This is a genomic window from Actinomyces radicidentis (genome assembly GCF_001553565.1).
Taxonomy (GTDB): Bacteria; Actinomycetota; Actinomycetes; order Actinomycetales; family Actinomycetaceae; genus Actinomyces; species Actinomyces radicidentis.
The window spans coordinates 318,002-330,927 of record NZ_CP014228.1 but is presented as its reverse complement, the minus strand read 5'-3'; the positions used below and the strand labels follow the sequence as shown (position 1 = coordinate 330,927).

The window sequence follows — 12,926 nt, the reverse complement described above, 5'->3', positions numbered from 1 at the left end:
GACTCAGGTGCGAATAGGCCGCCTCCCCTTGGGCAAATAGGGCCCGCCCTCCCCCGTCTGGACGACAAGACCGGCGTTCGGAGGAAGACCAGATCGTGCTAGCGACGACAACCGTCGCCCACGCGATTCGGAGCAAACAAGTTCCACTACCAGCTGACATCTCGGAATGCCGAAGTCATCCCATCGCCTTCCGTACCCGCTTGATAATGTCAACAACCTGCCCCTGTGCCTGTGGCGATTTGTCGTGATCGAGCCACAGTGACGGCAAGCAACGAAGGATTAGTTGGCGCCCCAACTCTTCCCCCAACCCGTTCACCCAGTCGTGGGGGTCGCGCCCTTCAACACCATCGAGGATCATCCGAACTACGCTTTCGTCTCGCGCTGTTCGCTGCGCGAGATGCGCCGGCAGAGCCCTCACATTGGCGAGCGACATCAGCAATGAATCCGGGTCAAAGGTCGTGGGCAAGAAGATGGTGCGAGGATCTCTTTCGCGCTCTTTCCTTGTAGTGAGCTCATCCTCGGGGGCGTGTTCAAATCCGGTTGCCCGCGCATCGCCGTCGTAGCAGAACAAGTAATGAATTCGCGCGTCGCGCCCTTCTGTTGGGAGGGTCTTCCTGATCGTGTCGAGTGGCCCTGTCCCGTTCACCCAGAAGATCTCACATGAGGACCGCAAGGTCCTGCTCTCCTTCAAGAGTATTGCTGAGATCAGGGCTGAAGCTGACTCGTCTTCGACGAAGATGACAACTTCGGCATTCGGCTTCCCGATGATAGAGATCAGCGTGTCAGGATTCTTCTCAGAATGAATTGCGACCTCATGTGACTCGTCTGAGCGGCGTTGCGGCAATACCCATAGGGAGCCATGATGATGTGCGAGCGTGATCGCAGGTAGGGAATGGGTGGACACGATTGTCGACCAATCGAATGTGTCGCACAGCACTGCCATCTGATTTAGGAGCGCGAGGCCGCCTTGTGGGGGCAGATATGCATCCGGTTCGTCGAGCGCTATCAGCACCTCGGGTGGCTCGGGATTGAAGGACGCATCATCTGCAAGGGCTGTGTCATCGGCCCGATCATCGTTGGCCTCAAGTTGTTGTCTCAAACGAGCGAGGCGCCAGAATAGTGTAAATGTAGATAGTTCGCCGAGCCCCATCTGGAGTGAGGTGTAGGTCGTGTCGTGTGAACGTACGACGAAGAAGGGGATGGTCTGCTCTGGTGAAGCTGATCCGTCGGCGGTGTCGGAATAGTCGAGTTGGTAACATTCAATGAGTTCGTATTTACGGCCTACTACCTCGCAGATGGCCTCTTCGTACGCCCTGATATCCTGACGATCATTCTCGCCAAGGAACTGTCGGAACTCGTCAGAGTCTACTCGCAGGTTCGCGATATCGTCGCGACTCTCGAGTACTCGAAGCATCCGCTCGCACTCGGCGTGAAGCGAGATGACCTCGCTCGTCCCGCACCAATTGGCGGCCACATCGGAGAGCAGACGAGTTTTCCCCGAGCCATTCAGTCCTGAAACCGCTGCTAGTGGCGTATCAGAATAAAATCTGAATAGGTCGCTACGCATCTGCTGGTGGTCGGATCCCCTTGTTCGCTGCCCGAGATGGCGCCAGGAATCAAGTTGGCGTGCGGTACGAGTCATAGTTCACGGCTCTCGAGGTCTGCTCCCCATGCGGAGGAGTCAAGGAACGTGTGAAGAATACTTTCCGCGTCGCTCGGCGAGGCGGAAAGTCCGCGTAGAATCACGTCGAATTCTGGGCGCTTCTCCTGGGTCTGCGAAGTGGAATATTCGAAGAGGCGGATGACTAGGTGCCTCAATAGTACGGAGCTCACGTCGGTTACGCGATAGGCGCTGCGGTCATTGTAAATGCGAGCTATTGGGTAGAGACTGGAGGATAGTGGCCCGCTATTTATCTCTCTGGTGCCCGTGAATTTGGCGCCGGTTCTGAATCGCTCGAATGGACTCAGCAGATCGGCTCGCGGCCCTAATGGACGAGTTCCGTAAATTAGCCAGGTCTGAAGGGTTCCCTTATTGAAACGAATTCGCGCATCGTGGAGGTTGATCTCGTTGAGCAACCATTCACCCGAGGTTCGCATTCGAGTCAGGGTCTTGTCGCTGAATCCAGAATCCTGATCTCTGTAGAATTGCTCGACCGTCTGATTCGTAATATGTTTCCGTAGAGTATTTTGTTCGAGTGCGATGCAGCATCTGGCCAAAATGTCGTCGTAAGCCAGCCTGGTGTTTGAGAGTCCGACGGTCGCCGGTGTAAGAAGCCCGATCTCGGCAAGTTCCCCAACTAGGTTTCGGATTTGGTCGCGCGCCGTCCCATGGAGGGCGTTGCGTTTTTCCGGTGGGGTGAGGTTGTATGACTGGTTTAAGCGGAAGAATAGCTCGTTAGGTTCGTCCGGATCATAATCCGTCAGGGTAATCAGGCGAATTGTAAAGTCGGTGAATTCGTCCTGAATGCGGCTCGGCAGTGCGGAATAGCGGAGTCCGCCGAGGGATTCAATACGCTCATCTCGTGGCTCTATGGTTCCATTGACAGCAAACTTGTCCTGCATGAAATCTCGGATTGAGGCTAGGCGTTGCTGTCCGTCTAAGACCTCGTGTGCGCCATCGGGAGTCTTGACGACGTGAACTGCCGGGACGTACCAATTTCTTAGGATAGTGTCGATGAGGCGTTGTTTCCTCGGAAGATCCCAGACTTCCCCTCGTTGGAAGGTTGGTTGCAGGTCAAGTTTGTTGGCAATAATTCGGTTAAATATGGTCTCGATATTGGGGTCAGAGGCTTGGATCTTCATTGCTGTGTCCTGTTGGCGTGTTTGGGCATGTTATCCGTGGGGGTTGCGAGGAGTTCGAGGGCGGCGTCGTGCAGGAGCCCGTTGCTCGCGACGGCGTTGCCGCCCCATGGTCCTGGCTGCCCCGACAGCGAGGTGAAGACCCCGCCGGCCTCGGTGACGATCGGGACGAGGGCGCCCATGTCGTAGAGCTCGAGCTCGGGCTCGGCGGCGAGGTCGACGGCGCCCTCGGCGAGCAGCATGTAGGACCAGAAGTCGCCGTAGGCTCGGGTGCGCCAGCAGGACTGCATGAGGGAGAGCATGCCGCGCAGGCGCCTGGTCTCCGCCCAGCCGGACAGGGACGAGTAGGACAGGGAGGCGTGCTCGAGGTCCGCGACGCTGGAGACGTGGAGCTGCTTGGCGGAGGCGAGCGAGCGGCCCGTCCACGCGCCGCCGCCCTTGACGGCCCACCAGCGCCGGCCGAGCGCGGGGGCGGAGACCACGCCGACGACGACCTCGTCGTCCTCGACGAGGCTGATGAGCGTGGCCCACACGGGCACACCGCGCACGAAGTTCTTCGTGCCGTCGATCGGGTCGATGACCCACTGACGCGGTGCGGAGCCCGTCGTCGGGAACTCCTCGCCGAGGACGGAGTCCCGCGTGCGGGCCCGGGCGAGCATGTCGCGGATGGCGCGCTCGGCCTCGCGGTCCGCCTCGGTGACGGGGGTGAGGTCAGGCTTGGTCTCGACGACGAAGTCCTGGGCGTCGAAGCGGGCCCGGGTGAGCGGGTCGACCTGGTCGGCGATGGTGTGCGCCAAGTGGAGGTCGTCGCGCCAGCGGCGGTCGGTGAGGGAGGGGCGTGTCGGGCTCGCGGGAGTGCTCATGCGTCGAGGGTAAGGGCTGAACCCGGGTACCTGAGGCGGCGCGCTTCTCCGTGCCGCGAGTCCGGCGCAGCTTCGAGAATGGTTTCGATCATTTTGGCCATGAAAGGGCCGGGCCCGAGGTCCTCAGGAAATGCGTCGAGCATGATCATGGCTTCACCCGCGGGTGAGGCATCAAAGCAGATGAGGGTGGTAGTGGTGTAGCCAGTGCCATCGCCACGGTCGCGAAGTTTGTACATCATGTCGACAGCCTTACGAACCTGTGCCGGCTCATTCAAGATGTCAGCACTTGTCGCAAAAGCGAATCCGACCGCGGCCAGGGGGTGTCGAGCGCGCAGGTTGCCCGCATCTCCATAGGCTTCTTCGAATCGATTAGCAAGATTCTTTCCGAATGATGAGCTCATTGACTTGGTAGAAAGGAGCAGTTCTGGTCCAGTCTGCCAAGACGACATTGCAACGTCGACCTGCTTGACGTATGCGCGGCCGAGGATGTTGGCGTCGCGTGGAGCGACACTGCTGGCGCTTCTGAGGTGCTGCTCGAGTGCGGTTCGTAGGTGGGCGTCCCGCTTCTTGTTGAGAGATTCGAGTAGGTTTGTGATTTCGGTAGGAATGACGCGGGGGTTGCAGGGTCTCGGCCAAATCCAGTCGGCATTGAATCCTGCACGTCGGAACTCCTGAGCAAACCAGGCGTCCAGGCCCAGCCCGAGGAGTCCAGTCTGTGTTGTTGCATGCTCCTGGACTGGGAGTGTGATGATGCGACTTAGGAGCTCGAGGTCCGGACCATAGAGTGCGTGATCTTCGCTTATTTCCCACGGTGACGTGACGTTTGGCTCCTCCAGAAGCGCGTCATAACCCGCCAGGACTCGCTCCCGCGCCGCCTTCGCCAGTCTCTTCTTTTCGTGGTCGGTGAGATCGGTTTCGCTCACGGTTGACTCCTTCCCGATCGACTGAGCCTGCGGGATCTCAGCGCCTGGTGCGTCTGGCGGATCTCGTCGATTGCCCGGACGTTGGCTTCGAGTCCGAGGATCTTGTCGACGTCGGCTCGGACGACGGCGAATTCGCCTGCGTTGAGGAGCTTCTTGGCTTCATCGAAATATTCCGAGAGCTCGACCAAATGCTCGGTAATGAGGTCAATGGTCGGCACGAGGAGTGAGCGTGCTTCCCTTGGTTCGAGCTTGAGCAGGCCACCGCCGTAAGAACGGCCATTCTGTTCGGCGCTGAGTGCTGTTGCAGAATTCTGAGAAGCTAGGCACAGGAGGCGCGGGTCGACCTTCCTAGCAGTTTCAGAGAGGAGTAGCCCGTGTACGGAGTTGAGGTGGATGGCTCCGACGACGTTAGCGCATAACGAGGCACTCTCGTCATTCATGTAGGTGACGAAGATGTCCGCCTTCTTGGCAAGGGGAACCTTCCACCATGGTGTGCGAACTCGACACTTGTAGGCGTGGTCGATCTCGAGTGCTTCACCGAGCTCGATGTACCTTGTGCTATTCGGCGTGAGAGGCTCTGTTGGGTAGAAGAGGTAGGTCTTCTTCTCGGAAGAGCCGAGAGCGGCCAGATCGGACGATGTGAGTTCAAGGCTACGAAGATGGGCCGATCCAGGCGGGCTCAGTGGAAGGAGATCGCGAGCACTGATACCTAGTTCGTCCGCTCGCCCTGGAGACATCGCGAAGTACTTGTTGGCGCCTGTTACGGTGCCGAGCGTCAGATGGCCCCATGAGTCCAGTGGAACGAACGTTGGCGCGGGTCCCGTTGCCATCGATTCGAGGGCCTTGGACGTTCCAAGCGCGCCGAGCCATTTGTCGGTTGGTTCAGCCGGTGCCCAGGTGGTGATGACGGGCTGTGCTTCGAGATCATTGAGGTTGGTTCGCTGGACCAGTTCGAAGTGGTCGACACCGGGACCTTCTGGAGCGAAACCGTCTGCGAGGAGCAGGACGACCTCCTCCTGTACGTTGGGGAAGACGCGCTCCTCGAAAGCGATGAGACGGAGGTCGGTGAAGTGCTCGAGGAGGTACTTGCGGACCGGTCCCGCGTAGGTCACGGACAAGAGCTCGGCAGGTAGGATAAGACCGAGACGTCCCCCAGGCTTCAAGAACGAGCACGCGTGGACGGTGAACGGTGCCCACGAAGAGGTTAGGCCGCTCAGCCGGACACCCTGCTGAAGGGCGGCCTCCAATGCTTTCGCTCGAGTCTGCCCTTGGAAGTCCTGGTACCGGATATAGGGCGGGTTACCTATGACCGCGTCAAAGTCGGCGGCGATGTCCAACTCGAAGAAGTCTCCGGCTCGCAGGTCGGCATCTATGTTGTTGGAAGCCAGCACGGTGCGCGCACGGTCAACGGATGGCTGATGCAGATCAACGCCGACCAGTTGACCGTGCTTGGAGGCATGTGCGCCATGGGCGACGAGTTCGCTGTGTGCTTGCTCAAGAAAGATAGCCTCCCCGCAGGAAGGTTCGAGCACAGAATCGGTCGCTTCCCGGATCGCCCAGGCTGCGATGTATCGCGCCATCTCGGGCGGCGTGAAGAAGGCCCCGCGGCTCTTCCGAAGAGGACGGTCGTCGAGATCTGGCATCAGACGATCAACTTCTTTCGGCTCGGCAACTAACGGTCGGGTGGCCCCAGTTAGGACATCCTATGCGAGGCAGGCGTGCGCTGGGCGTACGGCCCGTACTGTCGACGCGTGAGCGAGGACGAGGCGGTTCGGGGTCGGTCCACCGAGGCAGGGGAGCAGGCGGGGCCAGGGGAGCTCACTTCCTGGGCCGGCTGGCCTCGGCGAACTTCGCCGCCTTGACGGGATCGCTGAGCGTCCTGTTGAGGGCGGCGTCGTCCTTGGTGGCCTGGTCGCCGCCGACGACGTGGTCATCACCCGCGAAGAGGGCCTCGAGGCCCTGCTCGGCCACGACCGCCGGGTCGTTCTTCCAGTCGTTGGAGCCGAACCTGGTGTTGTCCATGCCGGCGGTGTGGTGGAACTCGGTGGCCGTGGCCCCGGGCAGCAGAGCGGTGACGGAGACGCCGTGCTCCTTCATCTCCTCGCGCAGCCCCTCGGCGAAGCTGAGCATGAAGGCGCGGGTCGGCCCGTAGATGGACTCGTAGGGCGTCGGCGTGAGGGCCGAGCAGGACGTCGTGATGAGGACGCGGCCGGCGCGTTTGCTCGCCATGTGCCGCACGACGTGCTTGGCGAGGCGCACCTGGCCGGTCACGTTGAGGGCGAGCATGGAGAGCTCGTCGTCGAGGTCGGTGTCGAGGAAGGCTCCGCCGAGGCTCCGGCCCGCGTTGAGGCAGGCGACGTCCAGCGGTCGGCCGAGCGACTCGACGGCCTCCCAGACGGCCTCGACGCCCTCGGCCGTCGTGAGGTCAGCCTGGACGGGCAGGACCTCAACGCCCGTGATCCGCTCGCCGAGCTGGTGGATGCGCGCCGAGGCGCCGACACCGACGACGTCGTAACCGCGGTCGGCGAGCTGGAAGGCGAGCTGGAAGCCGATGCCGGCGGAGGCGCCGGTGACGAGTGCGAGTGCCATGACGCCAGCGTATCGACGGCACGGTGCGGGCACGCGCTGAACGGATCGGCCCGGGGACGCGGCGAGGGCCGACGACGCAGCGGGTGCTGCGCCGTCGGCCCTCCGAGCGACTCGTGCGGCGCGTCGCGCTCAGTCGCGGACAGTGACCGCGCAGCAGGCGCTGCGCGGTCCCTCGGCCACCATCGGCGGCAGGTAGGGCGATCCGGCGTACTTCGCGTTGTAGGCGGCGTCGATCCGGTCCGCGAGCTCCTCCCGCGCGGGGGCGAAGACGACCTCGTAGGTCTTGCCCGCGGCGGTGATCCGTCCGGCGCCCTAGGTGTTCTGTCCACGGAGGTTAGGTGCGAGGTCGGCGGGTGAGTGTCCTTTGAGGGCGGTGTGTGGGCGGTGGTGATTGTAGGTGTGGAGCCACTGGGGGAAGGCGGCGGCTCGTTCGTCCTCGCTGGCGTAGGGGCGCGCGTAGGCCCACTCCTGGACCAGGGTGCGGTTGAAGCGCTCGACCTTGCCGTTGGTCTGGGGCCGGTAGGGGCGTGTGCGTGAGTGCTTGATGTCTCCCAGCGCGTCGTTGAAGACCGCTGAGCGGTAGCAGTTGCCGTTGTCGGTCAGCACCCGCTTGACGGTGATCCCGGCCGACTGGAAGTAGTCGTTGGCGCGCGCCCAGAACGCGGCCGCGGTCTCCTTGCGCTCGTCCTCGAGCAGCTCGCAGTAGGCCAGGCGGGTGTGGTCGTCGACGGCGTTGTGGATGAACCAGTAGCCGTGCTTGAGGCCCTTCCTGTTGCGCACGCCCTGGGCGCGGCCGGTGAAGCGGTGTCCTCCGCCGGGTGGGATGCGTCCGAGCTTCTTGACGTCGACGTGGACCAGGTCCCCGGGCAAGGGGTGCTCGTAGCGTCTGGGCCGGCTGCGGTGGGCTCTCAGGGGCGCCCCGGTGGTGGGGTCGGTGTAGGACAGGGGCACGCAGTGGTAGCGGGACAGGATCTTGTGGACCGTTGAGGGGTGCATGCCCAGGTGGTAGGCGATGCGTGCTGGCCCCCACCGGCGGGTGACTCTCAGGGCGATGACGCGTCGCTCGGTCCTCCTGGGGGTCTGGGTCGGGCTGTGGTGGGGGCGGCTGGAGCGGTCGGTCATGGCGGTGGTGCCGCCGGTGCGGTAGCGGGTGGCCCAGCGTCGGGCGGTGGTGGGTGAGCAGCCCATGCGTTCGGCGGCCCTGGCCGGGGGCCATCCCTTCTCGACGATGAGTCGGGCCAGGCGCAGCCGACCCGTTGGGGTCAAAGAAGCGTTAGCGTGGGTCATGAAGGCCTTCATTGGTTGGGGAGTGGATGCTTGGTCGCTTCACACCTCACCCGGAGGCCTTCCCCCTTGTCCAGCCCCAGCACCTAACCTCCGTGGACAGAACACCTAGGAGACCGCGGCTTGGTACCAGCGGCCGCTCGGGCCGTTCCAGGCGCGGATGAACAGGCGCCCGTCCACGACGACCGACCAGATCCAGGTCGGCGTGCCGTAGGTGGTGCCGTCCTCGCGGAAGGGGGAGACGTGGAGGTCGTCGCTCGCGGCGATGGCCTCGATGTCACTGCTCGGGAAGAGGCTCTTGGCTCAGACCTCGAGGAGGACCTTGATCTCGCGGCGCTCGTCCATGGCCTTGTAGGCCTCGGCCGCGTCGTCCAGCGGGACCCGCGTGGTGAAGACCCTGCCGGGGTGGATCTCGCCGCGGTCGATGCGCTCGATGAGGTCGGGCAGGAAGCGGCGCACGGGGGCGGGGCCGCCCTCGAGGTGGACCTCGTGGAGGAAGAGGTTCTGGCCCTCGATCGTCTGGTCGTGGCTGACGCCGACGAAGCCGATGTAGCCGCCGGGGCGGCAGGAGGCGAGGGCCTGGTCCATCGAGCCCTGGGTGCCGACGGCCTCGCAGACGCCGTGGGCGCCGTAGCCTCCGGTGAGCTCCTTGACCTTGGCGGCGCCCTCCTCGCCGCGCTCGGGGATGACGACGTCGGCGCCGAACTCGCGGGCCAGGGCCGCGCGGTCCTCGTGGCGGGAGAAGGCGATGACCTTCTCGGAGCCGAGGGCCTTGGCGGCGAGGACGGCCGACAGGCCGACGGCGCCGTCGCCGACGACGGCGATGGTCTTGCCCGGTCCGGCCTGCGCGGCGACGGCCGCGTACCAGCCGGTGCCCAGCACGTCGGAGGCGGCGAGGTAGTCGGCGAGGCGCTCCGGGTCCTCGGGCTTGCCGCCGGGGACCTTGACGAGCGAGCCGTCGGCGAGCTCGACGCGCATGTACTGCGCCTGGGAGCCGGTGTACTCGCCGGCGTTGGCGCAGCGCGACTGGTAGCCGGCCTCGCAGATCTCGCAGGTGTTGTCGGAGAGCATGAAGGAGCCGATGACGAAGTCGCCGAGCTCGAGGGTGGTGACGTCGTCGGCCTTCTCGACGACGGTGCCGACGTACTCGTGGCCCATGCGCTGGTGGTCGACGGGCTGGGCGCCGCGGTAGGGCCACAGGTCGGAGCCGCACACGCAGGCCGCGGCGAGCTGGAGGACGACGTCGCCGTGACCGGTGACGCGCGGGGTCTCGACCTCCTCGACGACGACCTCGCCGGGGGCGTTCATGATGACGGCCTTCATGGTGGCCGGGATGTCGGTGGTGCTGGTGCTCATGGAGCGGCCTCCCTGGTGCAGGTGGGTGGTGATGGCGCCAGCCTACGGGCGCGCTCTCCTCCGGGGGAGGTCGTGGCAGGGCCACCCGCGCAGGGCGAACGCGCTTGAGCCGGGCCGACGGCGTGTCTCAGCCGCGGGCCGGGAGGACGCGCACCTGGACCGCCTTGATGACGGCGCGAAGCTGCGTTCCTGGCTCCAGCCCGAGCTCGGCGACGGCGCCCGCGGTGACGACCGCGGCGAGCCGCTGCCCGTCCGCGGCCTCCAGGGCGACCGTGATGAGGGCGCCGGCGCGGTCGAGCGCCGTGACCGCAACCAGCAGGGCGTTGCGGGGCGAGCCCTGGGAGCCCGCCGCCGCCCCGCCGTCGTCGACCGGGTAGAGGCCGACGGCGTCCGGCGGCACGAGCGCGACGCCGCGGGACCCGGCACAGGCCCCGTCCCAGGCGGCGTCCGGGCGCCCGGCCACCCGGGTGCCGTCGGAGAGCACCAGGGCGGGGGAGGACTCGTCCCCAGCGAGGGAGCCCGTGAGGACGCTCGTGCCCGTGAGACGGGCGGTGAACTCCGTGGTGGGGGCGGCGAGCACCTCCGCAGCGGCGCCGCGCTCGACGACGCGTCCGCGCTCGAGGACGACGACGTCGTCGGCCAGGGCCGTGATGTCGAGGACGTCGTGGGTGACGAGGAGGACCGTGAGCCCCTCCTCGGCGGTGCGGCGGGCGACGAGGCGACGCATCTCGGCGCGGGCGGTGACGTCGAGCGCGGCCATCGGCTCGTCGAGGACGAGGACGGCCGGGTCGGTGGCGAGCGCCCGGGCGAGGGCCACGCGGGCCGCCTGCCCTCCGGAGAGCTCCGAGCCCGCGCGTGCGGCGAGGTGCTCGGCTCCGACGGCGGCCAGCTCGGCGCGGGCGCGCTCGCGGGCAGCGGTGCGGCCCACCCCGTGGCAGCGGGGGCCGAAGGCGACGTTCTCGAGGACGCTCATGTGGGTGAAGACGCCGGGCGCCTGGGACAGGAGGGCGACGTCGCGGCGGCCGGCGGGGACGAAGGCGCCGGTGCCGCCGTCGTCGACGGTGCGCTCGCCGACTCGGACGGCGCCGCCCGTGGCGTCGAGGAGGCCGGCGACGACGAGGCAGGTCGTGGACTTGCCCGAGCCGTTGGGGCCGATGAGGGCGAGCGTGCGCCCGGCGGCGACGTCGAGGTCGAGAGCGACGTCGCGCTCGGGTGAGGTGAAGGCGACCGCCACCTCGCGCCCGCGCGCCGCCCCCGTCGCCGAGATCGGGACATCCTGACCTCGAGATCGGGACATGATGCCGACGGACTCGGCCGTCGAGGGGGACGTGCCGGGCTCCGCCGCGCCGTCGGCGCTGCGGCGGCGCCAGAGCGCGGACCAGCGCACGTTGGTCGCGCCGACGATGACGAAGGACAGGGCGATGAGGACGACGGCGAGCGCCAGGGAGGTCTGCGTGTCCGACTCGCGCTCGAGGTAGATCGCGAGCGGCATCGTGCGGGTCACTCCCTCCTTCGAACCCGCGAAGGCGATCGTCGCGCCGAACTCGCCGAGGCTGCGGCCGAGCGCCAGGGCGGTGCCGCGGGCCAGCGCGGGACCGACGAGCGGGAGGGTGACGCGCGCCAGGACCGTCCACGGCCGGGCGCCCAGCGTCCGGGCGATCGTCTCCGCGCGCGAGTCCCGGCTGCGCAGCGCCGCCTCGAGAGTGACGACGAGGTAGGGCATGGAGACGAAGACCTGGGCGACGACGACGGCCGTCGTCGTGAAGGAGATCTGCAGGCCCGTGGACTCGAGGGCGGGGCCGAGGACGCCGCGCTTGCCGAGCGTCGCGAGCAGGGCGATGCCGGCGACGACGGGCGGCATCGTCATGGGCAGGACGGCGAGGACGCGGGCGACGCGCACGCCGGGCCACTGGCGGGCCAGCAGCAGCGCGAGGGGGACGCCGAGGACCACGGACATGACGGTGGCGACGACGCAGGTGCGCAGTGAGAGGCCGAGCGCGAGGCGGGCGCTCTCGGAGGCCAGGACCGTGGGGAGGTCGGCCCATCCGACGCGCGTGCCCAGACCCAGCAGGGGCAGGACGATGGCGCAGCCGCCCAGCGCGCCGAGGATGACGACGAGGACCGGCAACGGCGCGCGCCCGGCCCGGGAACGGGTCGGGCGCGCGCTCGCAGTCACGCTGCTGGTCACTTCGTGGACGTCGCGGAGGCCGAGGCGCTCGCGCCGGAGCCGGCGCCCGGGGCGCCGAAGCCGTAGGTGTCCTGGAGGACCTTCGCGCCCTTCTCGGACAGGACGTAGTCGACGAAGGCCTGCGCGGTGGCGGCGTTCTTCGCGTCCTTGGTGACGGCGATCGGGTAGTGGTTGATGACGTTGTTCTTCGGCAGGGCGATGGTCTCGACCTTGTCGCCGGCGTCCGTGGCGTCGGTCTCGTAGACGATGCCGGCGTCGGCCTCGCCGGACTCGACCTTGCCGCGCACGTCGGTCACCTTCTGCTCCTCGGAGACCGGGTTGAGGGTGACGCCGAGCTCCTTCTCGAGCTTCTGCGCGGCGGCGCCGCAGGGGACCTCGGGGGCGCAGATGACGAGGTCGGTCTTGTCGAGCGAGGAGTCCAGGCCGGTGACGCCGGCCGGGTTGCCCTTGGGAACGATGAGGGTGAGAGCGTTCGTGGCGAACTCGGTCTGCTCGCCGACGAGGCCCTTGTCGGCGGCGTCCTTCATGGTCGAGTTGTTCGCGGTGGCGAGGACGTCGGCTGTCGAGCCCTCCGCGAGGGCGGAGACGAGGTCCTGGGAGCCCTGGAAGTCGAAGGTGACGGAGGCGTCGGGGTTCTCCGCCTGGAAGTCCTTGGCGATCTCCTCGAAGGAGTCCTGGAGGCTGGCGGCGGCGAAGACCGTGATCTCGCCGGAGACGGCGCCCGAGGCGTCCGAGGCCTCGGAGGTCGCGGCGCTGGAGGCGCCGGCGTCGCTCGCGGCGGCGGTGGAGGAGTCGGAGGAGCCACCGCCGCAGGCGGCGAGCGAGGCGGCGGAGACGATGGACAGGGTGGTGAGTGCGACGCGGCGCGAGAGGCGCATGGCGTTCCTTTCTGGGAGTGGGCGATTGCGAGGCCGGCTCGGTCGG

At 66.2% G+C, this 12,926-nt stretch carries 12 protein-coding genes; all 12 read right to left on the bottom strand.

The window, feature by feature from the left end:
* Positions 1 to 175: 175 nt before the first annotated feature.
* Positions 176 to 1,642, bottom strand: a complete 1,467-nt coding sequence (locus AXF14_RS13450; protein WP_150118378.1) for an OLD family protein — start codon at positions 1,640 to 1,642, stop codon at positions 176 to 178.
* Positions 1,639 to 2,802, bottom strand: a complete 1,164-nt coding sequence (locus AXF14_RS13005; protein WP_084355262.1) for a DUF262 domain-containing protein — start codon at positions 2,800 to 2,802, stop codon at positions 1,639 to 1,641. The genes AXF14_RS13450 and AXF14_RS13005 overlap by 4 nt, the downstream gene beginning before the upstream one ends.
* Entirely contained in the window at positions 2,799 to 3,662 is an 864-nt protein-coding gene (hisN, locus tag AXF14_RS01375; RefSeq protein WP_067939440.1) for a histidinol-phosphatase, read from the bottom strand. The genes AXF14_RS13005 and hisN overlap by 4 nt, the downstream gene beginning before the upstream one ends.
* A complete protein-coding gene (locus AXF14_RS13000; protein ID WP_211260112.1) occupies positions 3,659 to 4,585 on the bottom strand; it encodes a hypothetical protein in 927 nt (308 codons plus the stop codon). The genes hisN and AXF14_RS13000 overlap by 4 nt, the downstream gene beginning before the upstream one ends.
* Positions 4,582 to 6,228, bottom strand: a complete 1,647-nt coding sequence (locus AXF14_RS12995) for an HsdM family class I SAM-dependent methyltransferase (RefSeq protein ID WP_084355261.1) — start codon at positions 6,226 to 6,228, stop codon at positions 4,582 to 4,584. The genes AXF14_RS13000 and AXF14_RS12995 overlap by 4 nt, the downstream gene beginning before the upstream one ends.
* A 175-nt stretch (positions 6,229 to 6,403) precedes the next feature.
* Positions 6,404 to 7,174, bottom strand: a complete 771-nt coding sequence (locus tag AXF14_RS01355) for an SDR family NAD(P)-dependent oxidoreductase (RefSeq protein ID WP_067939428.1) — start codon at positions 7,172 to 7,174, stop codon at positions 6,404 to 6,406.
* A gap of 129 nt (positions 7,175 to 7,303) precedes the next feature.
* A complete protein-coding gene (locus tag AXF14_RS12990; protein ID WP_084355593.1) occupies positions 7,304 to 7,474 on the bottom strand; it encodes a DUF2255 family protein in 171 nt (56 codons plus the stop codon).
* Between the two features lie 12 nt (positions 7,475 to 7,486).
* Positions 7,487 to 8,461, bottom strand: a complete 975-nt coding sequence (locus AXF14_RS01350; protein WP_067943867.1) for an IS481 family transposase — start codon at positions 8,459 to 8,461, stop codon at positions 7,487 to 7,489.
* A gap of 105 nt (positions 8,462 to 8,566) precedes the next feature.
* Positions 8,567 to 8,725: a DUF2255 family protein gene (locus AXF14_RS12985; RefSeq protein WP_236756108.1), complete on the bottom strand. Its 159-nt coding sequence runs from the start codon at positions 8,723 to 8,725 to the stop codon at positions 8,567 to 8,569.
* 36 nt (positions 8,726 to 8,761) lie between these two features.
* Positions 8,762 to 9,814, bottom strand: coding sequence for a zinc-binding dehydrogenase (locus AXF14_RS01345; protein ID WP_067939425.1), 1,053 nt, complete (start codon positions 9,812 to 9,814; stop codon positions 8,762 to 8,764).
* A gap of 127 nt (positions 9,815 to 9,941) precedes the next feature.
* Positions 9,942 to 11,990 (bottom strand): ABC transporter permease, encoded by a 2,049-nt coding sequence (locus AXF14_RS01340; RefSeq protein WP_236755820.1) that lies wholly within the window; start codon positions 11,988 to 11,990, stop codon positions 9,942 to 9,944.
* Positions 11,991 to 11,998: 8 nt separating this feature from the next.
* Positions 11,999 to 12,880, bottom strand: coding sequence for a molybdate ABC transporter substrate-binding protein (modA, locus tag AXF14_RS01335; RefSeq protein WP_067939416.1), 882 nt, complete (start codon positions 12,878 to 12,880; stop codon positions 11,999 to 12,001).
* Between the last annotated feature and the right edge of the window lie 46 nt (positions 12,881 to 12,926).

Bases quoted from the DNA above. Each gene is read 5' to 3' on its own strand.
- AXF14_RS01355 (WP_067939428.1), bottom strand. From the start codon at position 7,174: ATGGCACTCGCACTCGTCACCGGCGCCTCCGCCGGCATCGGCTTCCAG.
- modA (WP_067939416.1), bottom strand. From the start codon at position 12,880: ATGCGCCTCTCGCGCCGCGTCGCACTCACCACCCTGTCCATCGTCTCC.
- AXF14_RS01345 (WP_067939425.1), bottom strand. From the start codon at position 9,814: ATGAGCACCAGCACCACCGACATCCCGGCCACCATGAAGGCCGTCATC.
- AXF14_RS01350 (WP_067943867.1), bottom strand. From the start codon at position 8,461: ATGACCCACGCTAACGCTTCTTTGACCCCAACGGGTCGGCTGCGCCTG.
- AXF14_RS13450 (WP_150118378.1), bottom strand. From the start codon at position 1,642: ATGACTCGTACCGCACGCCAACTTGATTCCTGGCGCCATCTCGGGCAG.
- AXF14_RS12995 (WP_084355261.1), bottom strand. From the start codon at position 6,228: ATGCCAGATCTCGACGACCGTCCTCTTCGGAAGAGCCGCGGGGCCTTC.
- hisN (WP_067939440.1), bottom strand. From the start codon at position 3,662: ATGAGCACTCCCGCGAGCCCGACACGCCCCTCCCTCACCGACCGCCGC.
- AXF14_RS13005 (WP_084355262.1), bottom strand. From the start codon at position 2,802: ATGAAGATCCAAGCCTCTGACCCCAATATCGAGACCATATTTAACCGA.